This is a genomic window from Hyphomonas sp. (genome assembly GCF_022844445.1).
Taxonomy (GTDB): domain Bacteria; phylum Pseudomonadota; class Alphaproteobacteria; order Caulobacterales; family Hyphomonadaceae; genus Hyphomonas.
On record NZ_JALHLS010000013.1, the window covers coordinates 63,335 to 87,051 of the forward strand.

The window sequence follows — 23,717 nt, forward strand, 5'->3', positions numbered from 1 at the left end:
GCGAATCCGGCGGAAGCAAGAATTATCAAGGGGAAGGCGCGCTTTCGGCGGCCAGAATCGCCGCGAGGCCTTCCCGGTAGGTCGGGTAGCGCGGGCGCCAGCCGAGCGCCGCCTTGGCGCGGGCATTCGCAACACGCTTGCATTCGGCATAGAAGCTGGCCGCCATCGGGCTGAGGCGCGCTTCGGCGAAAGGAATGTCCGGTGGCACGGGCACACCGATCAGCTGGGCGGCATGGGCCGTAACATCCTGCGGCGGCGCGGCAAGATCATCGCAAAGATGGAAGACACCGGCCGCGTCCGGACGCTTGAGCAGCGCGAGCAGGCCGCCTGCAATGTCATCGACATGAATGCGGGAGAAGACCTGGCCGGGCTTGATGATGCGCTGGGCGGCGCCGTCTCGCAGCCGGTCGAACGGGGACCGGCCTGGTCCGTAGATGCCCGGCAGGCGCACAAGGCGGGCGCAGCCACCCGTGGCGGCGAGCCACTGGCGTTCGGCGAGGACCCTGGCCTCGGCGCGCGGCGAGGCGGGCGCCACGGCGCTCCACTCGAACGCCCAGCCGCCGTTCAGGTCGCCGTAGACGCCGGTCGTGGAAAGATAGGTGACGGAGTGTGCGGCATGCGCGGCTGCGCCGGCGGCCAGTGCGGCGGGGCAGCCGTCCCGGCCCGGCGGGAGGGTGACCAGCCAGTGCGCGCCCGGCGGCGCGGCAACCGGCCCCTCTCCGGTCCAGACCTGCGCGGCGATGCCTTCGGCCCTCAGCTCCGCCGCCTTGGCCGCCGTACGCACGGTTCCGGCGACTTGCCAGCCGGACGGGCGCAGCTGCGCGGCAAGCTGCAGGGCACTATAGCCAAGCCCGAAAACAAACAGCAGAGATTGCGAGGAAGTCATTTGCCAATGCCGGAGCGCCGTTGCCTAAAGCGCCTGCATAGACGGATCGGAGCCTGCTGCCCATGTCGCTGATTGCCCTTGCCGCCGGAACGGTCCTGATGATGCAGACCGCCGGTGCAGAACTGGCCAAGGCCGAGGAGGCCCGTCTGGAAGCCTGTGTCGAGAAGATCGAGAGCGATCCGGAAAACGCCTACGAAGACGGCCTCGCCTGGTCCTTCGAAGGCAATCGCCCCGGCGCCCGGCAGTGCACCGCGCTGGCCCTGATCGCGCTCGGAAATCTCGAGACCGGTGCCCAGCGGCTGCAGGCCCTTGCCACCGCGCCCGATGGTGGCAGCCTTGAACAGCGCGCGCTCTACCTCTCGCAGGCTGGGCACGCCTGGTTGCAGGCCGGCGCGCCGGAAGCGGCGATCGTGTCCTTCTCCGACGGACTGAAGTTCGCCCCGGGCACGACCGACCTGCTACTGGACCGGGCAACCGCCTACATCATCACCGAGAAATGGGACGAGGCTCTGTCGGACCTTGACTTCGCCCTTGCCAATGCACCCGGCAATCCGACCGGTCATCAGCTGCGTGCCGAAGTTCACCTGAACAAGCGTGCCTATGACCTGGCAATGCGCGACGTGAACGACGCGATGGCGGCCGACCCCAAGAACATCGACACCCTGCTGGTGCGCGGACGCGTCCGCGAAGCGATCCGCATCGCAGAAGAAGACGGCATTCCGCAGTAGCGCCCCTCAGGCGCCGTAGCGGGTTTCCAGCATCGACCAGACTGCGCGCAGGCTGCACGGCGCGCCGCCCTCAGGCCGGCCATATTTTGCCTTGCGCCAGGCCCAGATGTCGAAATGAGCCCAGCTCTTGGCGTCCACGAACTGTTTCAGGAACACCGCCGCCGTGATCGAGCCGCCGAAGCTGCCGCCGGAATTGACGAGGTCGGCGACCGGGCTCTTGAGGTCTGCGAGGTAAGGGTCCCAGAGCGGCATGCGCCAGACCGGGTCGCCGGTTCGCGCCGAGGCAGCGAGAATGTCTGCGGCGAGCTGGTCGTCATCAGTATAGAGCGGCGCGAGATCTGCGCCGAGGGCGACGCGGGCGGCGCCGGTGAGCGTCGCGAAATCAAGGATCAGGTCCGGATTGCCTTCGCAGGCGCGCGCGAGGGCGTCACCCAGAACGAGGCGGCCTTCGGCATCGGTATTGTCGATCTCGACGGTCAGTCCCTTGCGGCTGGATAGAATGTCTCCGGGGCGGAAGGAGCTGCCGGAAATCGCGTTCTCGGCGGCAGACACGTAGAGCATCAAGTGAACTGGCAGGTCAGCGCCCATGATCAGCTCGGCGAGCGCGATGGCATGTGCGGCGCCGCCCATGTCTTTCTTCATGATGCGCATGCCGTCGCCGGCTTTGATGTTGAGGCCGCCGGAATCGAAGGTGATGCCCTTGCCGACGAGGGCGATTTTCGGATGGCTGGACTTGCCCCATTCGAGTTCGAGGAAGCGCGGCGCAACCGCGGCGGCGCGGCCGACGGCGTGCACCATCGGATAGCCTGCGGGCAGCAGGGCTTCGCCGACAGTCGCGCGCAGCTCGGCGCCGAAGCGGTTCGCCAAAGCCGCCATCTCGGTCTGCAGGCCTTCCGGCGTCATGTCGGCGGCGGGCGTGTTGACCATGTCGCGCAGGTGGGCGGCGGCATCGGCTTGGCGGGACAGGCGCTCGCCTTCCTTGCCGCCGGGCACCTTGAGGCGGGGCGGCTTCGTACGCGTGGTCCTGTAGCGTTCGAAACGGTACGCTCCGTCCGCCCAGGCGGCGGCGATGTGTTCGAACGGCTGGCCGCCATCGTCCGCGATCTCGTAGTCGCCTTCCGGCATGCGCGCCGACAGGGCGGCGACGGCCAGAGCGTCCTTGCCGCCGCCGAGGCCGAACAACACGGACTGGATACTTCCGTCATCACCGGGCACCAGCACCACCTGCCCCGCGCCGCCGGTAAAGTCCTGCGCGCTTGCTATGGCCCGCGCCGAAGGGAACGGATCGTCCTGCAACGCCTTGAAGCCGGCTGACGTGAACAGGTGGACGCGGGCCGCGTGTTTCGGCTTGGCGATGAAGCTCTTGTGCATGGGGTATCCTGAAAGAAGTGCCGGTTAAGGACGGGCGCGGCGGCGTTAACCGAACCTTGACCCCGCCCGTCCATTATCCCGGTTCATGCTGCCGATACATACACGGAGCCCGATGATGTCCAGTGCCAAAACGTCTCTGGCTTTGATAGCCTTTGCTCTTGCCGCCGGCGCCTGCGCCTCGACGCCCAAGGCCGACAAGGAAGCCGAACTGGCCATGCAGGCGGCGATGCGCCCCGCCTCGCCCGAGGAACGCGCCGCCGCCAACCGTGCCGATCCGCTGACGCGTGCCAACTTCTGGGCAAAGGAAAGCAACAAGAACGCCGAAGACCTGGAAGTGGCACTGGAATTTGCAAGGGCGCTGCGCGAGATCGGCAGCCACGACCGCGCCATCGATGTGCTGTCACGCACCCTGATCGTACACCCTGACAATCCGGACCTGCTGATGCTTCTGGGCCGAATCCAGATGGCGATTGGAGACGTGCCCACGGCCGGACGCGTATTCCAGCGCGCAACAGAAGTGGCGCCGGAACGCTCGGAAACCTGGGCGGCCCTTGGCACCACCTATGACCGCCAGGGCCAGCACCGGCTTGCCCAGACGTCCTACCTGAAAGCCCTGGAACTGGAGCCGCTGCGCACCACGACGCTGACCAATTACGGCCTGTCGCTGGTTCTTACGGGCGACCTTGCGGGCGCCGAAGCAAAACTGCGTCTGGCCGCCGCCAATCCTGATTCCGGGGCCCGGGTGACGGAAAATCTGGCCCTGGTGCTTGGCCTGCAGGGCAAGTTCGAGGACATGAAGCTGGTCAGCGCAGCTGCGGCGCCGGACCAGGTGGTCGACCAGAACGTGGCGCTCCTGCGCGGCCTGATCAAACCTCCGCGCAGCTGGGACGCGCTGAGTGAAACGGCAAAGCCCGTGCGTGTCGCTGATGCCGAGACGCCCGTGGCTGCGCCCACGGCACCGGTCACTGAGGACGCGCCAAAGCGCACCTTGCGCCAGCGCAACTAGGCAAACCTATTCTGTGTCGAACCGGATGCCCTGCGCGAGCGGGAGGGCGCTGGAATAATTGATCGTGTTAGTGGCGCGGCGCATGTAGCCCTTCCACGCATCCGATCCGGACTCGCGCCCGCCACCGGTTTCCTTTTCGCCGCCGAATGCGCCACCGATCTCGGCGCCCGAAGTGCCGATGTTCACATTGGCGATACCGCAATCTGAACCGGAGGCTGCCACGAACCGCTCGGCCTCACGCAGGTCAGTGGTGAAGATCGACGAGGAAAGGCCTGCCGAGACGGCATTGTTGAGTGTGATGGCTTCACCAAGCTCGGTGTACCGCATCACATAGAGGATCGGCGCAAAGGTTTCCCGCAAGACGGGGCCGGACTGCTCGGGCATAACCACGAGCGCCGGGCGGCGGTACGTGCCGCCACCGAGATCGACCGGCTCGCCGCCCGTGATTTCGCCTCCGGCGGCGGCCGCTTCTGCGAGGGCGGCGGTCATCGCCTCGCCCGCTGCCGCATCGATGAGCGGGCCGACAAGGACGCCCGATGTCAAAGGATTGCCAACCTTGGCAGACGCCCAGGCGGCGCGCAGACGCGGGATCAGCTGGTCGGCGATCGACGCGTGAACGAACAGGCGGCGCATCGTGGTGCAGCGCTGACCGGCCGTGCCGAGCGCCGAGAAGGCAATGGCGCGCACGGCGAGGTCAATATCCGCAGACGGACAGACGATGGCGGCATTGTTCCCCCCGAGTTCGAGGATGGTCTTGCCGAAACGGGCGGCGACAACCGGCGCGACGGCGCGGCCCATGCGCGTGGAGCCGGTGGCCGAGACCACCGCAACGCGCGGGTCTGCCGCAAGCACCGCGCCGATGTCCGGCCCGCCGATGAGGCACGCGGCGAGCCCGTCCGGCGCGTCACCGAAAGCGCGCGCGGCCTGCTCGAACACTTTCATCACAGCCAGCGCGGTGAGCGGGGTTTTCTCCGAAGGCTTCCAGATCACCGGGTTGCCGCAGACAAGCGCCAGCGCCGCGTTCCAGGCCCAGACGGCAACCGGAAAATTGAACGCGGTGATGACCGCCGTCACACCGGCCGGATGCCAGGTTTCCATCATCCGGTGGCCGGGGCGTTCGGAGGCGATCGTGAGACCGTGCAGCTGGCGCGAAAGACCGACGGCAAAATCGCAGATGTCGATCATCTCCTGCACTTCGCCCATCGCCTCGGCCGGGATCTTGCCGGCTTCCAGCGTGACGAGCGTGGCGAGGTCATCCTTCGCGCTGCGCAGCTCTTCGCCGAGCAACCGGACGAGTTCGCCGCGGCGCGGCGCGGGGACATCGCGCCAGACGGCGAAGGCGCGCGCGGCTGCAGCAATCGCAGCGTGGGCGGCGTCCGGGCCGTCGACGGGGAGATGGGTGAGCGTTTCGCCGGTCAGAGGCGTGCGGCAGGCGAGACCGCGCGGAGCGGCTCCCGCCTTGAGGCCGAAACGGGTAAGCGTGGACATGGCAAGTGGCAACAGGTTCATGCGCCGGGTCTAGCGGGGCCCGGCGCGCGGGGAAAGCCCCGCGCGCGGGTTCACGCGTAGTCGCGCTCGACCTGGAGTTCGGTGACCTGAGGGGCCGCTTCGTTCTTGCCCTGCATCTTGTTGTATTTGATGTAGGCCGGGCCGAGCACGACGAGGAACAATACCGGCAGGAAGAACAGGATCATCGGCACAGTCAGCTGGGCCGGGAGCGCGGCTGCCTTTTTCTCGGCGTCCGACATCCGCATCTCACGGTTTTCCTTGGCCATCAGGCGCAAGGCGTCGCCCAGCGGCGTGCCGTAACGCTCAGCCTGGCCGAGGGCCATACAGACGGCTTTCACACCTTCATGGCCTGTGCGGATGGCAAGGTTCTCATAAGCCTGGCGGCGGTCCGGGAGATAGGACAGCTCAGCGACCGTGATGCCGAACTCCTCTGCCAGCTCCGGCGACGCCACGCCGATTTCCTGGCTGACCTTGTTGAAGCCCATTTCGATCGACATGCCGGCCTCGACGCAGATCAGCAGCATGTCGAGCGAGTCCGGAAACGCGCGCATCAGGGATTTCTGCCGCTTCTGGGCGATGTTCGAGATGTAGAGGTTCGGCGCATAGAAGCCGGCTGCTGCGCCAAAGGCGAGTGAGCCATACTTCAGGAACGTGCTGAAGCCGTGGTCGTTCACATAGAAGATGTAGAGGTAGGCAATCAGAGCGCCCACGAAAGGCAAGATCATCCGCGCAAAATAGAAAGCCGAGATCGGGCCCGGTCCGCGAAGGCCGGCCTGGTTCATCAGCTTGACAACGTTCGGATCCTCGAGCGCCTTGGCCAGGTTCAGCTTGGACGAGATGGTGCCGACGACCGAGTCATCCTTGCGGCGCAGGCCTTTTTTCTCGAGCGCGGCGCGGCTCTGCTTGCGCAGGCGTTCGCGCTGGGTGGCGACGGACTTGAGGCGCGTCTCCAGCTTGTTGCCCTGGAGGTAGGGCAACGCAAAGGTCAGGAATGTCCCGAATACGGCGGCGGCGACAAGATAGGCCGCCAGCGTGTCGGGCCTCGTGAAAGAGAGGAGTATTTCGTACATCGCGTCCTGCCCTTACATGTCGAAGTTGATCATGTTGCGCATGACGGTAATGCCGAGGCCCATCATGGCCGTCGCCATGGCGAGGATAACGTGGCCGGTTTCCGTAAGGAACAGTTCCATGATGTAGTCTGGCGTCGTCATGAACACCATGACGCCGACGGCGAAGGGCAACGAGCCGATAATGAAGGCAGAGGCCTTGGCTTCCGAGGACAGCGCCTTGACCTTTTCGCGCATCATCTTGCGTGAACGGATGACTGTCGACAGGTTGCCGAGCGCTTCGGAGAGGTTACCGCCGGCCTTCGACTGGATGGTGAGCACGATGGCGAAGAAGTTCACTTCCTGCAGCGGCATGCGCTTGTAGAGTTGGGCAAGCGCGCGCTCTAGGCCCGAACCCATGGCGAGATTGTCGGCAAAGGTGAGGAACTCCTTGCGCAGCGGCTCGGGGCTTTCCTTTGCGATGATACGGATACATTCGTTGAGCGGAAGGCCGGTTTTCACCCCGCGCACGATCACGTCCAGCGCGTCGGCAAACTGGTTCACCATCTTCTTGTGGCGCCCCTTGATCATCGTGTTGAGCACAAACTGAGGCAAGCCGAACGTGCCGGCAAATCCGGCGGCGGCGCAGAGGATCGGGCGGCTCTTGAAGCTGATGCCGCTGATGACGAGGCCGTCCGCGCCCGACATCCAGACCACGCCGGCACAAACTGCGCCTGTAATCACGGAAATGATCCAGAACATGGGGATCGGGAGCTCAACCCCCGCCTGGGTCAGCTTGGACGCAATATCCTGAGCAGCGGAAATCTTGCGGCGCTCCTTGTCCTGCTTGCGCAGGTTATCGAGCATTTCCTGCGTCTTGGCGCGGCGCTTGGCGGTATCGTCCGCCGCCTTGCCGACCGACTTGGAGACCTGCGGCGACGCGCGCCCTGCCCCGATTTCGCGCGCACGCTTCTTCGCGGCATCGTCCTGCCCCGCGGTGAAGGTGAAACCGATGCCCACGATGGCCACGAAGGCAAGCGCGGCGACGAGGATAATGATCAGGGTGCTGTTCATCAGGCGTTGTTCAGCGAGTCGAGGGCAGCTGCCAGCTCGCGCTCCATGTTGTAGTAGGAAGCTCGTTCCCAGAAGCGCGGACGGCCGATACCCATGCCGCGGTGGCGGCCGATGATCCTGCCGTTATCGTCTTCGCCGTCGATCTCGTATTTCAGGATGTCCTGCAGAACGATGGTATCACCTTCGAGACCGAGAACTTCCGTGATGCCCATGATGCGGCGCGAACCGTCGCGAAGGCGCGAAGCCTGGACAACAACGTCGATAGACCCAACGATCATTTCCCGGATGGTTTTGGCAGGCAGCGAGAAGCCGCCCATCGTGATCATGGATTCGACACGGCTCAGGGCTTCACGCGCTGAGTTGGCGTGCAGCGTGCCCATCGAGCCATCATGGCCCGTGTTCATGGCCTGCAGAAGGTCGAACGCTTCCGGTCCGCGCACCTCGCCCACGATAATCCGCTCGGGACGCATACGCAGACAGTTCTTCACGAGGTCGCGCATCGTGATCTCGCCAGAGCCCTCAATGTTCGGCGGACGCGTTTCGAGACGCACGACATGCGGTTGTTGCAGCTGAAGTTCGGCGGAGTCTTCGCAGGTGATGACGCGCTCACCGGGCTCGATGAACCCCGTGAGACAGTTGAGAAGCGTCGTCTTGCCGGAACCCGTACCGCCCGAGATCAGCACGTTGCAGCGGCTGTGGCCGATGATGCGCAGGACTTCCGCGCCGGCTTCGCTGATCGAGCCAAAGCGGACAAGATCGTGCAGTTTCAGCTTGTCTTTCTTGAACTTACGAATGGTGAGCGTCGGGCCGTCAATGGCGAGCGGCGGCGCAATGACGTTTACGCGCGAGCCATCCAGCAAACGCGCGTCACAGATAGGCGAGCTTTCATCGACGCGGCGGCCGACCTGCGACACGATCCGCTGACAAATGTTCATCAGCTGCGCATTGTCGCGGAAGCGGATATTGGTGCGCTCGATCTTGCCGTTGACCTCGATATAGGTCGTGTCGGCGCCGTTGACCATGATGTCGGCAATATCATCGCGGGCAAGCAGCGGCTCGAGTGGCCCATAACCGAGGACGTCGTTGCAGATATCATCGAGCAGGTATTCCTGCTCTGAAATCGACATCACGACATTCTTGATACTGATGATTTCAACGACAATGTCGCGAATCTCTTCGCGCGCACTTTCGATATCAAGCTGGGCGAGCTGGGAAAGGTCGATCGTGTCGATCAGCGCGTTGAAGATCGTCGTCTTCGTCGCATAGTATTGATCCGAGTGCTGATTGACCTTGCGGACCGGCTCCGGCTTGAATTCAGGCGTCTTGAGTTTCACGGGCGCAGCAGGCGCCGCACCTGGGCCAGCTGCAGCCTTGGGAGCAGCGGGCGTGGCCGCTGCAGCCGGATTGGGCGCGGCCGGCTTCGGCGCCGGCGCAGCCGCCGGCGGCGCGCCTGGAAGCGTTGTGGCGGCAGAACCTGAGCGTTTCCCGAAGGCCATTCTTCTACCCGTTCACTGGAACCCGGCTTACTTGCCCAGAAGTTTCTTGATGAGTGATTTCTCTTGCACCTGGATGACACGGCCGGTCAGCAGGCTGGCCAGCTGGTCGATCGCGATCGAGGATTTTGCTGCCGGCGACGTCTCCGAGATCATCTGGCCATTGTTGGCCGCCATGCCGAAAACCTCCGGCTCGAAAGGCACGATGATGTTCGGCTCGACCCCAATAGCTGCCGCGAAATCCTTCACAGGAATCTCGGGCCGCTTCGGCACGCCGCACATGTTCAGAACGAGGCGCGGCGGGTGGTCGTTGACGCGGTGGCCCTTCAGCTGGTCGATCATGTTCTTGCCATTGCGCAGCGAGGCGAGATCAGGCTGGCAGACGATGATCACTTCGTCCGAGGCAATCAGCGTATTGCGCACCCAGTGGCTCCAGGCATGCGGCAGATCGAGCACCATATAGGGCACGTTACGGCGCACATTCTCGATAACGGTCGCGTAGGACTCGTCCGGAATATCGATGATCTGGTTGATGTTGGCCGGAGCGGTGAACAGGGAGAGGCGCTCGGTGGCCCGCGTCAGCAGGCGCTCGATCACGGCATTGTCGGCGCGTTCCGGCGCCAGCAGCGCATCGGCGATCGTCTGCGGCGTGTCCTGATTGAAGTCGAGCGCCGTCGTGCCGAAGGACAGGTCAAGGTCCACCAGCGTCGTGTTGACATGCGTGTTCTCGGCCAGCGCCCAAGCAAGGTTGTGTGCGATCGTCGAGGCCCCTACCCCGCCCTTGGCGCCGACCACGGAGATCTGCTTGCCGAGGAAGGGCGCGTCGGGATCTGCGAACAGCGCCGAGATCGAACGGATGATGCTGATGGGCTGGAACGGGGGAACCAGATACTCGGATACGCCGCGGGCGACGAGCTGGCGATAAAGTGTGATGTCGTTGACCGCGCCGATGACGAGCACCTTGACGTGATCGTCGCAATGCTCCGCCAAAGTATCTATCTCGTGCAGGACCTGGCTGGCCTGAGCGGAAGATTCCACCATCAGCAGGTTCGGGGTCGAATTGGCGCGCAGGTCGGCAACCGCCGCCGGGATTCCGCCCGGGATGCAGTCGACAGTCGCGCGGCCCATGCGGCGGTCCGCCGCGCAAAGCTGCATCTGGGCGCGGGTTTCTTCACGCTCATAGAAGAGCTTGATCGAGATTGCCGGCAGCATCGCATCACCGCCGGACGTCTCGAGCGGTGCGAACATGAAGGGCGCTGCTGCGAGCGGCTTTGCAGCGAAGTCCGAAACCGGCTGAACCGGCTGGACGGAAGTCTCCGCGAAGGGGTCCTCCAGGGCGGTGTCGTTTGCCCCTGTCAACGCGTCTTCATTGAAAACGTCTTCGAACTCGGTGCCGAAGTCATCTTCAAAGAGTGCCGTTTCCTTACCCATGTGACGCATACTCCTGTTGCCGGACGCGCCGGCTTTAATTCACAACCTGCGAGACCGCGCCGGATTCCTGCGCCGTCCGGGAGGCGGCCGTGGGTACACCCTCGCGGAACTTTTCCATGATGACTTCGCGGCGGCCTGCATCTCCAGCTTCCAGCGGCCGGTTGCCAAGAAGGTCAGCCGGATCCGCGATCATGGCGGCGAGGTTGGTGCGCACCGAGCAGCCGAGGGTCGGCAGGTTGTTGTTCGAGGTGACATCGGAAAAGTCGAGCGACGCCTTCGACAGGCATTCCGGAGCCACGGCCTCGTACGCCTGGTAGGCAAGGATCATCGGCTGCGAATAGGCCTCACCCGCGCCATGCGCGCTGCCTTCGATCTCGTCATAGCGAATACCCTTTTCCCAGGCGATCGTGCGGGCCTCAGCCACTGCCGTGACGGCGAGTTGCGGATTGGCGCTGGCAGCGGGAAGCGACAGGACCAGGGGGCCGTGACCGCGCTGGGCGTAGCTGCCGACAAAGTTCCGGATGCGGGCGCGGTCTGCGTCATTCAGTTCGCTGGCGGACGGGTCAATTGCGACTTCAAGAAACTCGGTATGTTTCGAGACACCTACCTCGTTGCGGCTAAGCGCCGTACCTTCGAGGTAGTCGGAAGTGATCGCCGTAGGCGCTTGGGTTGCACAGGCGCCAAGCGACATCAGGCTCGCGCCAAGAAGCAGGAGCGTGCGTTGTGGTTTCGAGGTAATGGCCATGGATCTGTCCCCTACTCTTCAAGAAAGCCCACGGGGGCTTTGTATTCGTCTGCTTTGACCGGCGCGCCATCGCGCCCGTATGTTTCATTCAGCTTGCCAAAGAAGATGGTCTTGGCGTCCGATGCATTGGCAAAGCCGTCCGCCGGTGTACGCAACTCGGTCTTGCCGGCGGAGTTGACGAGGTAAGGCGTCACGATGATCACCAGTTCGCTTTCTTCGGAGATGAAGTCGCGCGACTGGAACAGCGCACCAAGGATGGGAAGCTTCTTGAGGCCCGGAACCTGGTCGAGGTTCTGGCGATCTTTCGAGCTGATCAGGCCTGCCATCATCATCGACCCGCCGGACGGCAGCTCGATCGTGGATTCGGCGCGGCGCACCGTGAGGCCGGGCAGCGTGACGCCCTCGACATTGATAACGTTGCCGTCTTCATCGACAATAGTCTGACGCTGCCCCTGGAAGGCGCCCTGCGAGGTCAGCTCTGACACTTCGGTCGACACTTTCAACGAGATGCGGCCTTCCGACAGCACGATCGGCGTGAAGCCAAGACCGACACCGTAAGGCTTGAACTCGACCGTGATGCGGCCCTGGTTGTCCTGGCCAACAGGGACAGGGAATTCACCGCCCGCGAGGAATTTCGCGCTCTCGCCGGACATGGCCACCATGTTGGGCTCGGCCAGCGTCTTGACGACCCCGATCCGCTCCAGGGCGTTGATGGCGGCGCCGGCACGCGATTGCAGGGTGCTGCCGTTATAGTTGGTATATTCGACTTCCGCACCGATGCCGCCCAGCGAACGCCCCTGAATCGGGAAGCCGAGAGCGCTCGTGATCTCGCCAGCAGTCGAGAATGGCGGGCTGAGCAGCGCCGATTCGAAATTGCCCCAGCTGGGCATGCCGGACATGTTGATGCCAAGCTGCTTCACCATGTTGCGCTGCATTTCGACGATGCGCACTTCCAGCAGCACCTGATCGGGCGCGAGGATGTTCAGCATGTTGACAATCTTCGGGCCATCATCAGCGCCGGCGGCCGGAAAATAGGCAGCCACAAGCTGGCGAACACTTTCGGACTGGGAGAGGCTGTCGACCGAACCCGTCATCACGATGCTGCCGTTGAGGCTTTCCAGCTTCACGCGCGCTTCCGGAACGTGCCGGCGGATCGTGTCCTCCAGCGACGCCATATCGGTTTCGACAAGCAGCGAAAGGTCAAGCAGCGTGCGCCCTTCGCGGTCGAAGATCAGCGCGCTGGTCTGGCCGTATTTCACGCCGCGAAAGATGATCCGCTGCGACGTCTGGACGACCGCGTCAGCGATTTCCGGATTGGCGATGACGACATCGGAGGCCGGCGCTTCCAGTTCGATGATCACCGACTTGTTGACGCCGACCGTGACACTGCGCGAGTTCGTGCTGTCGCCGGCGGATGTTATCACCGTTCCGGCACCGTTTGGCACCGTCTGGGCTGGCAGCGTCTGCGCCGGCCCGAAGTTCAGGATCGCAGTAAGGGCGAGAACTTTCAGGATACGCATGCTCAGTTGCCCCCCACACCGGCATTGGATGCCTTGCCGTTACGGATAATCTTGAGGCCTGCGCCCGATTCTTCGTTTGCGCCCTGCAGCAGTTCTGTACGCGGATTGCGATCCGTGCCACTCACCGATGTCTCCAGCGGGCGCAGCGCCAGGCTGACTTCCCCCACGCTCATGGACAGGGCGACAAGCTCCGCTTCGGCCGGAGTTACTTCAATCGTCGCCGTGCTGCCGAGGCGCGCGGTCTCGCCCTCTTCGTTGGTAGCAAAGTTCTGGTCGATTGCCAGGACACGGACATTCGAGATGATGGTCGTTGCGATAGTGCGTTCACGAATACCGAAGTCAGGCTCGGCCTGCTGTTCATAGGTAAGGATGAGATCGACGCGGTCGTTCGGAAGGATGAAGCCACCCGAAGCCGATTCGGCAGAGATCTCGATCGAGACAGCGCGCATGTCCGGGCTCATCATGGTGGCCAGCAAGCCCTGCTCACCCTTGATGACGACCTTCTGAGGCAGAACCGGCTCACCCTTGTAGAGGGCTGCTTTCACAATGGCGCCGGTCAGGGTCTCGATTGAAGCAGGCGCCGTCGTCTGGACGTAGTAACCCTCGACGACGTTGGCCTGCGGCCAGGGAGACCATGCAAGATCAGCCGCCGCGATGGTCTCGCCGACCGCGAAATCGCGGGTGACCGTGAGCACTTCCACTTCCGACACTTCCCGCTCTTCGATGAGCGTCCTGTCCCTGGTAACAGTTTCCGTCAGGATTTGCGGCTTGCTCATCTGGAGCACGAGGAAGGCTGCGCCTCCTGCGGCGGCCAACGCCAGAAGTAGGATGATGATACGCATCGGCGACATCAGGCGCCACTCCTTCTACTCGAAGTCATCAGGCCCTGCAGGACGCAGTAAGCCTTCTCATTCAAAGGGAAATTCGCACGCAGCGCCTAAAGGAACGTTAACCGCCAAGGCCGAGAGATTCATAAAATGCGGCGAGCACCGGCGAGGCTGGCCCCGCCAGCAGCGCGCCGGCGGCAATCGCTACGCCATAGGGGACCCCGCCCTTCTCTCCGAACGGGGCGCGCATGAAACCGGGAATCGCGGCGACCGGAATGCTCCGCTTACCCACCAAAAGAATCATGGCGCAGACACCGCCGACCACAGCCATCGCGATAACGAAGGAAAGCGCGGCGCCGGGGCCCATCCAGAGCATCACGGCGGGAATCATCTTGGCATCCCCTCCCCCGAACACGCGGAAGGCGAACAGTCCGATCGCGATCACGAAGGCAAGCGCGCCGGCAAGCAGGTGGCCGCCGAGCATCTCCAGCGGCAGGCCCGACACCAGCGCGGCAGGCAAGAACAGCCCTGCAATCGTGAGGTTCAGCCAGTTGGGGATCGTCAGCCGGTTGACGTCATGCAGCGCGGCAAAAATGCAGAGAGCCAGGAACAGGCCCGAGAGAAGGAAGAGAATCATGACGGCAGCTCCGGGTCAGACTATTGCGGAAAGCTGCCTCAAAAGCCTGAACGAAGCCTTTCCCGGCGCGCTCACACCGGTTCCGGAATCGAAAGAGCCGCCGGGAAATCCCGGCGGCTCCATCGTCAGTAGACTGACTTGGGCCTATTAGGCCATTTCAGCAGCAACCGCGTTGAACGTGGTACCGGCGTTGTTGCCGAGAGCGGTGACACCGCCGATGATGGCAACAGCGATAAGAGCGGCGATCAGGCCGTACTCAATTGCGGTTGCGCCCGACTCGTCTTTCAGAAAACGTGCAAACATTGGAAACTCCCATCATGCGTTTTGACATGTCCCGGCTTGAACTTTTCTTCCGGAACAGGGACACTTCTACACTCGCACAGTTCAGATATAATTGAAGAAATCAGAAAAGTCGTGAAGTCAAATCAGGGTTTCGTTTACCGCGGCTGAAGCAAGCGTGAAGAGCTGGAGATCACCGCCTCGGGCTGATCCTGCAAATCTGCGGCAGCCTATATATAGAGTGAAGATATTCGGCGCCGATGCCGCCCGTGGCCTTACGCCCTCCCTATGCGGAACACCGCGCGAAGCTTGTCGGTTAGGAATCAGTAAACCTAAATCTGGAATATTACGATATCCCTGCCCTGCCGGAGTTCCGCATGAAGACGATCTGCCTGAAAGCTGCTGCGCTTGGCGCTGCCGTGCTCTCCCTCGCCTGCGCGGCTATGGCCGAACCGCTGTTTGTCGAAACCGGCAAGGCAAAGCCGGTCCGGATCAACGGCATCGCCTCCAGCATTGTGATCGGCAACAATAACGTGGCCGATGTCACCGCTCACAATGAGCAATTGCTGTTTGTGACCGGCAAGAGCTATGGCACCACCAACCTCCTCGTCTTCGACAAGGCCGGCCGCGAGATCTACAATGCCGATGTCATGGTGACGACCAGCTCCAGCAATCTGGTAACCATCAACCGGGCCGGTCAGAGCTACACCTATGATTGCTCGCCCAACTGCAAGGCCGTGCTCAGCGCCGGTGACGAACCGGGCCACTTCGCCGCCCTGATCGACCAGCAACTGCAATCCCAGGCGCTCACCGGCGGCGGCGAGTAGTTCCTGCCCTGGGCCAGGATGGCGCCAGATTGATCAAATTTGAAGGTTTGGCTCAACCTCCGGCAAACCGGCACGTGTTAAGTCCAAGGCTCTGACTCATCTGGGGATCGGATCAATGGCCAGCGCTCAGCCTTACAGTCTCGTTGCGCGCCTTCAGTCGCGCTGGCAGAAGTATGCCGAAAACCGGCGCGGCTCGGCGGCCGTCGAGTTCGCCCTGATCGCGGCCCCGTTCTTCTTCCTCATCTTCGGCCTCCTCGAAGTCTGCCTGATATTCATCATGTCGACCGTGATGGAACATGCTGTCGGCGAAGCCGCGCGGCCCTTGCGTACCGGCGAGGCCCAGCAGGCCGGCATGACCGACATCCAGTTCCGCCAGTCGCTTTGCGGCGAGGTTTTCGGCATCCTGGAATGTGATGCCCGCCTGTCGATCGACGTGCGCACTGTGACGAACTTTGGTGCCACTCCAATCGGCGCACCGATCGACGAGGACGGCGAGCTTGATGACCAAGACTTCCGCTTCGAGCCTGGCGGCCCGAGCGAAATCATCGCGGTACGCGCCTTCTACGAGTGGGATCTGATCACACCGGTCATGTCCAAGCCTCTGGCCAACATGTCCGGTGACCGTCACCTGCTGCAGGCCAGCGCCGTTTTCCGCAACGAACCGTTCGGGAGCTGATAAGATGACCCTCTCCGGCCTTCTTTCACCCCTCACCCGTCGCACGCGCTGGCGCGGAATCCAGGGGATCTGCTACAATGAGAAGGGCATCTCCGCCGTCGAGTTCGCCCTGATCGCGCCGCTGATGGTGCTGATTTACTTCGGCTGTATCGAACTCAGCCTTCTGATGCGTGCCGATCGCCGCGTCACCACCACTGCCTCCAGCCTCGGTGACCTCACCGCCCGCCTCATCACCGTCAGCGACGCCGACATGAACGAACTGTTCGATGCTGCGTCGGTTACGATGCAGCCCTACTCGGCCCTGAGTACCCGTATGCGAATCACTTCGGTGGTCGACAACGGCGATGGACAGACCCGTGTCGACTGGTCGGACGGATACCTGATGACGCCCTATTCTCCGAACGCACTGATCTCGGTTCCAGCCGGCCTTGTACAAAGTCCGGGCTCGGTCATCGTTGCCGAAGTGGAATTTGAATACGACAGCACTGTTGGCGTCGTCTTCGACGCCTCGCAGACGTTGACCGACGTGTTCTACCTGCGTCCCCGCCGCGTTACCCAGATCGCCCGCGTCCGCGACACCGATCCGGGCACCGGGTTCAGCCCCAGCAGCTAAGGCGCGTGGCTCTCGGTCGCCGCTGGCTCGCGCTTGACGGTCAGAAGGACGGCGAGACCCGCAAAGAACAGAAGCGCAATGGCTGACATGCCAATGCGCTGGTCGCCGGACCAGCGGGTGAAATACTCTATCATCATCGGCCCGATCCAGACGGTGACTGTGCCTGCAATTGCAAACAGTCCGAAGAATTCCCCGCGCATGTTGAGCGGCGCGACATGGAGCAGCATGGACCGGCTGGACGAGATGTTGGCAGTGGCGAACACTGCAATCAGCGCGCCCTGCGCCAAGTAAATCAGGTCGGACGATCCCGAGAAGAACGGCCAGTCGTTCAGTTTGACGTTCGGCACGAGGCCGAAGAAGGCCGAGTCGCGGGTGATTGACAGGCCGAGGAACAGGATCAGCACGATCGCGGCCAGCTCCAGGATCAGCGCATTTTTCGGGCCGAGGCGCTGGTCCAGCCATCCGCCGAAGATGCCACCCACCACCGCCCAGGCCGAAGCCCAGATGGCGTAGATCGTCAACTCGATGAGTCCCCAGCCTAGAAACAGGCTGACATACACCGCGCCCATCGTGAGCAGCGCAAACATGCCATCCGCGTAGATCGTCCGGGCAATGAGGAACTTGAATGCTTCGCGGTGATGCGCCGCGCGGCGGATCGTGCGGACGACGCCTTTCGCGCCTTCGGTGATCGCCGTGATGGGCGAGGTACCCTTCACACCGGTGTCACGGGCATTGAAGAAGAAGTACCACATGGACGCCAGAAGCCAGACGCCGCAGATCGGGCCGGCGATGCGGAACTGTTCGTACTTGGATGTGTCGATGCCGAAGAAAGGCTCCTTCGCGGGCCAGCCAATTGCGTCCGGCAGGGCAAAGAAGAACACGATACCGACGAACATGACGGTCGCCGCGGCGTTGCCGAGCGCGAGGCCGAGGCCCGACACCGCTGGCAAAGCGGGGGGAGCGGCTGCGTCGGGCAGCATCGAATTGTGCGCCACCTCGCTGTAGCTGTAGCAGACATAGGCGCAGATCAGCAGCGCCATGACCGCGCCGGTCGACAGGCCCGCGGGTCCGGGGATCGCCCACCAGAGCGAGAAGCTGACGAGCGAGATCAGAGAGAGACAGATCAGCAGCAGCGGCTTGCGGCGCAAGCCCCGGTCAAAGGCGGCGCCCAGGAACGGCGCGGTCAGCGCGGCGATGTAACCCGCAGTCTTCGACAGGTTTGCAACCATCGCCTGGCCTTCGGCGCCCGCCGCGCGGCGGGCCTCTTCGGGGCTCAGCCCCTCAAGCCGGCCGCTGGCCAGAATGTCGGCACCCACGATGTCACGCGCGAAATACGGCGCGAACACATAGATGACGATCAGGATGTAATAGGGATTCCGCGCTGCCTCGAACCATGCCCAGGCAAATCCGGTCTTGCCGAGGACCCCGCCTTCGCCGGGCGCTATGCCCCGCGCAGAACCAGCCGGCGTGTCGAGCACTACTTGCGCCATTCGAAATCCTCCCGGCGCAAGTAACCTGCGCTCTCCGCGGCGGAGACTATCCCTTCGCCGTGAAAGAGGAAGCAGTTTTGGCGGTGACCCGGCGTCAGCCTTTGAGCCTGGCCGGAAGTTCTCCGGCATACCGGGTGATGTCCCCTGCCCCGAGGCAGACAACCATCGCGCCGGGACCGGCAAGTACGCGAACCCTGTCCGGCAGACTGGCGAGGCCCGGCAGCGCCTCTGCGCTCTTGTGCCCGTGCCTGCGGATCGAATTGACCAGCGCCTCGCTCGTCACTCCGGCGATCGGCGTCTCGCCCGCCTCATAGACCGGCGCGACAAGTACGTGGTCCGCCGCATCGAAGCAGGTGGAGAATTCCTCGAACAGGTCGTGCAGGCGTGAATACCGGTGCGGCTGGCAGACGGCGATCAGCGTTTGCGTGCCCTGCATGGCGCGCGCGGCTTTCAGTACGGCAGCAATCTCGACCGGGTGGTGACCGTAATCGTCGATCACCTTGACCGGCGGCTGACCGGGCACCGGCGTCCAGTCGCCCACCTGCGTAAACCGGCGCTTCACTCCGCCAAACTTGGCGAGCGCGTTGCGCATCTGCTCGTCCGTCGCCCCGAGTTCGAGGGCGACGGCAATCGCCGCCAGCGTATTCTGCACGTTGTGCTCGCCCGCCATCGGCAAAGTGAAGTCGCTGATCAGTCTCGGGCTGCCGGAGGCGCGCCGGATTTCGACGTCAAAGTGCGAACCATTGAGGTCCGTACGCAGGTTGGTCGCGCGCACATCGGCCTGCAGGTTGAAGCCGTAAGTGATACGGCGCCGGTCGGTGACACGCGCCGCCAGGGCCTGAACTTCAGGATGATCCGTACACAGAACGGCGAAGCCATAGAAGGGCAGATTCTCGACGAAGGTGTCGAACGCTTCACGCAGCCGGTCCATGGTGCCGTAATGATCCATGTGCTCCGGATCGATATTGGTCACGATGGCGCAGGTCGGGTGCAGCTTGGCAAAGGTGCCGTCGCTCTCGTCGCTTTCGACGACCATCCAGTCGCTTTCGCCCGCCTTGTAGTTCGAGCCATAGGCATGGATGATACCGCCATTGATGACGGTCGGGTCAATCCCTGCCCCATCGAGCAGGCAGGCAACCAGTGAGGTCGTCGTCGTCTTGCCGTGCGTGCCCGCAATGCAGACCGTGTATTTCAACCGCGTGATCTCGGCGAGCATGTTGGCGCGCCGGACCACCGGGATGCCCGCAGCCCGTGCCGCCTGCACTTCAAGATTGTCCCGCTTGATCGCCGAGGAGATGATCACGGTGCCTGCACCGGTGACGTTCTCAGGCTTGTGGCCGATGAACACCTTCACGCCGCGCGCGCGCAGCCGCTCCACGTTGGCGCTGTCAGCCACGTCCGAGCCCTGCACCTCATAGCCCATCGTGAGCATCACATCCGCGATGCCGGACATGCCGATACCGCCAATGCCGACAATGTGTGCCGGGCCTACGGAAAAAGGTGTGGGGGCGGTCATTCTGGTCTCGCTCCTAGATGGTCCGGCGCGTCAGCGACATGAAAAGTCCGGCTATGGCAGCCAGCAGCATCGCGCCGATGATCAGTGTCAGCATGCCTTCGCTCAATGTACCGCTCGCATAGGTTTGTTCCGTGCCGGTGTTGAGGGCCTCGGTATGCGAAAAGAAGGACATCCAGAAGATCCCGACCGTGAAGCCCCAGGCTGCGGAAAGCAGGCGTGACGAGCCTTGATACAACGTACGCAGTCCGCCCCAGACCAACGAACCTGCAGCGATGAAGTCGACGATCCAGAACGGCCATGGCTGCCAGTTGCCCCAGTTGCGCATGACCTCGGCAATTGCGAGGAACAGGCCAAAGCCCATCGCCAAAAAAGCAGAATTGCGGATCACAGCTCAGCGACCCTTTCGGCCATGTCGGCAAGTTCTCTTGCGGCGTCCGGCTTGGCGGCAGATTTTGCCGCCGCCGCCCGGGCCTTCAGGTCGTCCGGATCCGAAAGCCGCGCTGCGATCAGGGCGCCCAGCAGTTTCGGTGTAACGTTCGCTTCCAGAAGCATGTCCGCCGCGCCGACTTCGGTGAGCGCCTCGGCATTCGCCGCCTGGTGATCGTCCATGGCAATCGCCAGCGGGATCAGGATGGACGGGCGGCCCACGGCCGCCAGCTCGCTCACCGTACCGGCGCCGGACCGCGCAATCACGAGATGCGCCTCGGCCAACCGGTCTGGCATGTTGGAGAAGAAGGGTGCGAGCTCGCACTCGATCCTGGCAGCGCGGTAGATTGCCTGCACCGCCTCGACCTGCTCTTCCCTCACCTGCTGCACCACCTTGATGCGCGCCATCAGGGGCGGCGGCAATTGCTGTGCAATCGCAAGAGGGACGATCTCGCCGATGATGCGCGAACCCTGGCTACCGCCGGTGACAAAGATGTTGAGCGCATCGTCCATCGGCGGAAAGGGCCGCCCTGCCGCCGCCAGGATCGGGGCGCGCACGGGATTGCCCACCGGCAGGTGCGGCGAACCGGAGGGCAGGAAGTCGAGCCGCGGAAAGCCGCTGGCGACCAGCTTGGCGTGGCGGGCAAACTGGCGGTTCACCCGGCCGAGCACGGCATTCTGTTCATGGATGATGATCGGGATGCCCAGCCGGCGCGCCGCAGCCAGTGCCGGAAAGGCAGGATACCCGCCGAAGCCGGCGACCAGCGCCGGGCGGTGCTGTTTCAGGAGGCGCGAAGCCTTGGCGATCCCGGCATTGATCTTGAGCGCGGCGCCCGGAACCGTCCACGGCTTGCGGAAGTTCGGCGAGGCCGCCTCGATCTCTTCCTTCCAGTCGGCCGGAAACTCAGCTGCGTAGCGCAGGCCGCGCGAATCCGAGATCAACGCGGTTTTCCAGCCGCGCGCGCGCAGCTCGTCCGCGAAGGCGCGGGCAGGAAACATGTGGCCGCCCGTCCCGCCTGCAGCGATGACGACCAGCTTCTCTCGGGGTGGTTTAGCCATACGGCCCGCGGCTCCTCGTGCCTTCTCCGCGCACGAGAGCAAGCGCAAGGCCGAGCGTCAATCCCATCCCGACCATTGCGCTGCCACCATAGGAGATGAAGGGCAGGGTCAGGCCGGTGGGCGGTACGATGGCCAGATTGACACCGATATTCACGGCCGCCTGGATCGCAAACAGGGCAAAAAGGCCGGCCGCGGCGGTGCGCACGAACCCGTCTTCTATGCGTGCGGCGGCCCGGAACCCGCGGATCGAAATCAGGCCATAGATGGCCATGACCGCAACAATGGCCACCAGGCCGAACTCCTCCGCAATCACTGCGAAGATGAAGTCGTTGTGAGCTTCGGGGATCTGAAGCTTGACCTGCCCCTCCCCCGGTCCGGTGCCGAAAAGCCCGCCCCTGCCGATCGCTTCCATCGTCTTCTCGATCTGGAAGGTGTCGACCGAGCTCGGGTTGAGGATCGTGTTCACCCTTACCTTCACATAAGGCAGCAGATTGTAGAGGGCGACCGCGAGCACAGCGCCGCCCGCCCCGAACCCGATGATCCAGCGCTTCGGCAGGCCGCTGACGAAGAACGCGGTGAGAAACGCCATCGACAGGAGCGCTGCGCCGCCGACATCCGGTTGCAGCAGGAAAAGGCCGAGCGTGACGGCGTAGAACATGAACGACACGAAGGCCCAGGGGCCGGCAGGATAGCGTTCGCGCTGGGACAGGAGCCAGCCGCACATAACGATCAGCGTCGGCTTGACCAGTTCAGTGGGCTGGACGGAGAAGGCGCTGAAGCGGAACCAGCTCTGCGCGCCGTTCACCTCGTGGCCGAAGAGGACCGTCGCCACCATGAGGAACAGGGACATGACAAAGATAACGATTGCGCCGCGGCGCGCCCATTTGCGCTCAAGCAGGCTCACGCCCAGCATCAGGCTGATGCCGATGGCGGCATGCAGGGCCTGACGGTAGGTGAAATGGTAGGGGTCTTCATACCCGATCCGCGCCGCAGCGGAGGGGCCGACGGCGAGCGACATCAACAGGCCGATGCCGGCAAGCAGCAGGATGCCTGCAACCAGCCCCCAGTCGAGCGTTCGGCGCCATTCGGTGAACCAGGAAGAATCCGACCGGGGCAGCAGCGGGGCGGCAGCCGTATGCGTCACGCAGACTCCTTCAATGCCGCCGGCGCCATCGACCGGACGAGGCTGCGGAACACATCTCCGCGATGCTCATAGTCCTTGAACTGATCAAAGCTCGCACAGGCAGGCGAGAGCAGTACGACAGGCGCCGGATCGCCGGAGGCCTTGGCATCCCGGAAGGCCTGATCAACCGCGCGGTCCAGCGTGCCGCAGGCCTGCATCGCCACCTTGCCCTGCAGCGAAGCCGCAAAGGCGCCTTCGGCCTGGCCGATGAGATAGGCCTTGGAGATGTTCGGGAACAGTGGCGCGAGCGGGGCGATGCCTTCCGCCTTGGGGACGCCGCCGGCGATCCAGTAGATGTTCTTGAACGCGCGCAGTGCCTGTTCGGCGGCCTGTGCATTCGTTGCCTTGGAGTCGTTGACGAAGCGGACGCCGTCAATGTCGCCGACATTCTCCATCCGGTGTGCGAGGCCGGGGAAGGAACGCAGGCCCGCCATGATCGTCGCGGAATCAAGGCCAAGCGCGCGGCAGGTCGCATAGGCGGCGGCGGCGTTCTGGAAATTGTGGCGCCCTTGCAGAGCGGGGCAGTCTTCCAGCTTGCCGATGAACTCGGCCTTGCCGTTGAGATTGTCGTAGAGCCGTCCCTCGACGGCGCTCACGCCCTTACCCAGCGTATAGGTCGAGGAAATCTGCGTCACGCGCTGCGGCCCGCTGGCCGACAGGCCGATCGCGATCGACTGTGTATAGATGTCGTCGAATCCGACGACCGCTACATCGCGCGGACCCTGATTGTAGAAAATGCGCATCTTCGCGGCCTGGTAGCCATCCATGCCGCCATGCCGGTCGAGATGGTCCGGCGAGAGGTTCAGCATCACAGCGACATTGCAGTGCAGGCTCTTCACAAGGTCGAGCTGGTAGGACGACAATTCCAGCACATAGACAGCGTTCGAGTGCAGTGCGGCGAGGTCGAGCACGCCTGTGCCGATATTACCACCGACGCGCACATCGCGTCCGGCTTCCTTCAGGATGTGGCCGATCAGGGCGGTCGTGGTCGACTTGCCATTGGTGCCGGTGATGCCGACGACCTTAGGGCGGCCACGCTCGGGCAGCGCCTGCACGGCGCGGGCAAACAGTTCCATATCACCGATAACCGGCACACCGGTCATCTCGGCCATCCGCACGAGACGGTGCGGCTGCGGGAACTTGTAGGGAATGCCCGGTGACAGCACGAGCGCGGCAAAGGTCTGCCAGTCGCGCTTGTTGATGTCGGACAGAGCGATGCCTGCCGCTTCGGCCTTGGCGCGCGTCTCCTCGTTGTCATCCCACGCATGGACGCGCGCGCCGCCGGCCTTCAGGGCCTTGGCAGCGCTAAGACCTGTGCGGCCAAGGCCGTACACAGCAACGTCTCGCCCAGCGTATTCGGTGATCGGGATCATCG

Annotated in this window: 24 protein-coding genes; 6 read left to right on the forward strand and 18 right to left on the reverse strand. The window is 63.6% G+C overall.

All coding sequences use genetic code 11. The features are described 5' to 3' along the window. Positions 1-25: 25 nt before the first annotated feature. Positions 26-886 (reverse strand): SDR family oxidoreductase, encoded by an 861-nt coding sequence (locus Q0C17_RS14045; protein ID WP_291207607.1) that lies wholly within the window; start codon positions 884-886, stop codon positions 26-28. A 62-nt stretch (positions 887-948) separates the two neighbouring features. Here Q0C17_RS14045 and Q0C17_RS14050 point away from each other — a divergent pair, with 62 nt between their 5' ends. Then, complete coding sequence (locus Q0C17_RS14050; protein WP_291207609.1) at positions 949-1,614, forward strand: hypothetical protein; 666 nt, start codon at positions 949-951, stop codon at positions 1,612-1,614. A gap of 6 nt (positions 1,615-1,620) precedes the next feature. Here Q0C17_RS14050 and Q0C17_RS14055 read toward each other — a convergent pair whose 3' ends face one another. After that, positions 1,621-2,985 (reverse strand): M17 family metallopeptidase, encoded by a 1,365-nt coding sequence (locus tag Q0C17_RS14055; RefSeq protein WP_291207611.1) that lies wholly within the window; start codon positions 2,983-2,985, stop codon positions 1,621-1,623. A gap of 115 nt (positions 2,986-3,100) precedes the next feature. Here Q0C17_RS14055 and Q0C17_RS14060 point away from each other — a divergent pair, with 115 nt between their 5' ends. Then, a complete protein-coding gene (locus Q0C17_RS14060) occupies positions 3,101-3,991 on the forward strand; it encodes a tetratricopeptide repeat protein (protein WP_291207614.1) in 891 nt (296 codons plus the stop codon). Positions 3,992-3,997: 6 nt separating this feature from the next. Here the strand turns inward: Q0C17_RS14060 and Q0C17_RS14065 are convergent, their stop codons facing one another. From Q0C17_RS14065 to Q0C17_RS14105, 9 genes are all read right to left on the reverse strand, one after another. After that, positions 3,998-5,479 carry an aldehyde dehydrogenase family protein gene (locus tag Q0C17_RS14065; protein ID WP_366914829.1) on the reverse strand — a complete coding sequence of 494 codons (1,482 nt, stop codon included), beginning with the start codon at positions 5,477-5,479 and terminating at the stop codon, positions 3,998-4,000. A gap of 71 nt (positions 5,480-5,550) precedes the next feature. Next, complete coding sequence (locus Q0C17_RS14070; RefSeq protein WP_291207619.1) at positions 5,551-6,570, reverse strand: type II secretion system F family protein; 1,020 nt, start codon at positions 6,568-6,570, stop codon at positions 5,551-5,553. A 12-nt stretch (positions 6,571-6,582) separates the two neighbouring features. Next, entirely contained in the window at positions 6,583-7,620 is a 1,038-nt protein-coding gene (locus tag Q0C17_RS14075) for a type II secretion system F family protein (RefSeq protein WP_291207621.1), read from the reverse strand. Then, positions 7,620-9,116 carry a CpaF family protein gene (locus Q0C17_RS14080; RefSeq protein ID WP_291207623.1) on the reverse strand — a complete coding sequence of 499 codons (1,497 nt, stop codon included), beginning with the start codon at positions 9,114-9,116 and terminating at the stop codon, positions 7,620-7,622. Before Q0C17_RS14080 ends, Q0C17_RS14075 begins: the two co-directional genes overlap by 1 nt. A gap of 27 nt (positions 9,117-9,143) precedes the next feature. After that, complete coding sequence (locus tag Q0C17_RS14085) at positions 9,144-10,544, reverse strand: AAA family ATPase (RefSeq protein WP_291207625.1); 1,401 nt, start codon at positions 10,542-10,544, stop codon at positions 9,144-9,146. Between the two features lie 34 nt (positions 10,545-10,578). Then, the gene (locus Q0C17_RS14090) at positions 10,579-11,289 is read right to left on the reverse strand and encodes a CpaD family pilus assembly lipoprotein (protein WP_291207627.1); all 711 of its coding nucleotides are present in this window, start codon (positions 11,287-11,289) and stop codon (positions 10,579-10,581) included. An 11-nt stretch (positions 11,290-11,300) separates the two neighbouring features. Further along, the gene (locus Q0C17_RS14095) at positions 11,301-12,809 is read right to left on the reverse strand and encodes a type II and III secretion system protein family protein (RefSeq protein ID WP_291207629.1); all 1,509 of its coding nucleotides are present in this window, start codon (positions 12,807-12,809) and stop codon (positions 11,301-11,303) included. A gap of 2 nt (positions 12,810-12,811) precedes the next feature. Next, positions 12,812-13,660, reverse strand: a complete 849-nt coding sequence (gene cpaB, locus Q0C17_RS14100; RefSeq protein WP_291207631.1) for a Flp pilus assembly protein CpaB — start codon at positions 13,658-13,660, stop codon at positions 12,812-12,814. A gap of 97 nt (positions 13,661-13,757) precedes the next feature. Then, the gene (locus Q0C17_RS14105; RefSeq protein ID WP_291207632.1) at positions 13,758-14,273 is read right to left on the reverse strand and encodes a prepilin peptidase; all 516 of its coding nucleotides are present in this window, start codon (positions 14,271-14,273) and stop codon (positions 13,758-13,760) included. Between Q0C17_RS14105 and Q0C17_RS14110 the strand changes: the two genes are divergently transcribed. Further along, positions 14,272-14,424 carry a hypothetical protein gene (locus Q0C17_RS14110; protein WP_291207635.1) on the forward strand — a complete coding sequence of 51 codons (153 nt, stop codon included), beginning with the start codon at positions 14,272-14,274 and terminating at the stop codon, positions 14,422-14,424. The two genes, Q0C17_RS14105 and Q0C17_RS14110, sit on opposite strands and share 2 nt — an antisense overlap. Here Q0C17_RS14110 and Q0C17_RS14115 read toward each other — a convergent pair. Next, a complete protein-coding gene (locus Q0C17_RS14115; RefSeq protein ID WP_291207637.1) occupies positions 14,421-14,576 on the reverse strand; it encodes a Flp family type IVb pilin in 156 nt (51 codons plus the stop codon). The two genes, Q0C17_RS14110 and Q0C17_RS14115, sit on opposite strands and share 4 nt — an antisense overlap. A gap of 353 nt (positions 14,577-14,929) precedes the next feature. On the opposite strand from Q0C17_RS14115, the gene Q0C17_RS14120 reads away from it, so the two are divergent. The 3 genes from Q0C17_RS14120 to Q0C17_RS14130 all read left to right on the forward strand — a co-directional run bounded on the left by Q0C17_RS14120 (position 14,930) and on the right by Q0C17_RS14130 (position 16,668). Beyond that, positions 14,930-15,379, forward strand: coding sequence for a pilus assembly protein N-terminal domain-containing protein (locus Q0C17_RS14120; RefSeq protein ID WP_291207639.1), 450 nt, complete (start codon positions 14,930-14,932; stop codon positions 15,377-15,379). Between the two features lie 115 nt (positions 15,380-15,494). Beyond that, positions 15,495-16,055: a TadE/TadG family type IV pilus assembly protein gene (locus Q0C17_RS14125; protein WP_291207641.1), complete on the forward strand. Its 561-nt coding sequence runs from the start codon at positions 15,495-15,497 to the stop codon at positions 16,053-16,055. Between the two features lie 4 nt (positions 16,056-16,059). Next, a complete protein-coding gene (locus Q0C17_RS14130; protein WP_291207643.1) occupies positions 16,060-16,668 on the forward strand; it encodes a TadE/TadG family type IV pilus assembly protein in 609 nt (202 codons plus the stop codon). Here Q0C17_RS14130 and Q0C17_RS14135 read toward each other — a convergent pair. The 6 genes from Q0C17_RS14135 to murD form a co-directional block, all read right to left on the reverse strand. Beyond that, positions 16,665-18,158 (reverse strand): MFS transporter, encoded by a 1,494-nt coding sequence (locus Q0C17_RS14135; RefSeq protein WP_291207645.1) that lies wholly within the window; start codon positions 18,156-18,158, stop codon positions 16,665-16,667. The genes Q0C17_RS14130 and Q0C17_RS14135 overlap by 4 nt on opposite strands. A 94-nt stretch (positions 18,159-18,252) precedes the next feature. Continuing rightward, positions 18,253-19,674, reverse strand: coding sequence for a UDP-N-acetylmuramate--L-alanine ligase (gene murC / locus Q0C17_RS14140; protein ID WP_291207647.1), 1,422 nt, complete (start codon positions 19,672-19,674; stop codon positions 18,253-18,255). A 13-nt stretch (positions 19,675-19,687) separates the two neighbouring features. Further along, entirely contained in the window at positions 19,688-20,062 is a 375-nt protein-coding gene (locus Q0C17_RS14145; protein WP_291207649.1) for a hypothetical protein, read from the reverse strand. Continuing rightward, positions 20,059-21,159: an undecaprenyldiphospho-muramoylpentapeptide beta-N-acetylglucosaminyltransferase gene (gene murG / locus Q0C17_RS14150; RefSeq protein ID WP_291207651.1), complete on the reverse strand. Its 1,101-nt coding sequence runs from the start codon at positions 21,157-21,159 to the stop codon at positions 20,059-20,061. The genes Q0C17_RS14145 and murG overlap by 4 nt, the downstream gene beginning before the upstream one ends. After that, positions 21,152-22,303: a putative peptidoglycan glycosyltransferase FtsW gene (locus Q0C17_RS14155; RefSeq protein WP_291207653.1), complete on the reverse strand. Its 1,152-nt coding sequence runs from the start codon at positions 22,301-22,303 to the stop codon at positions 21,152-21,154. The genes murG and Q0C17_RS14155 overlap by 8 nt, the downstream gene beginning before the upstream one ends. After that, positions 22,300-23,715, reverse strand: coding sequence for a UDP-N-acetylmuramoyl-L-alanine--D-glutamate ligase (murD, locus tag Q0C17_RS14160; protein WP_291207655.1), 1,416 nt, complete (start codon positions 23,713-23,715; stop codon positions 22,300-22,302). The genes Q0C17_RS14155 and murD overlap by 4 nt, the downstream gene beginning before the upstream one ends. Between the last annotated feature and the right edge of the window lie 2 nt (positions 23,716-23,717).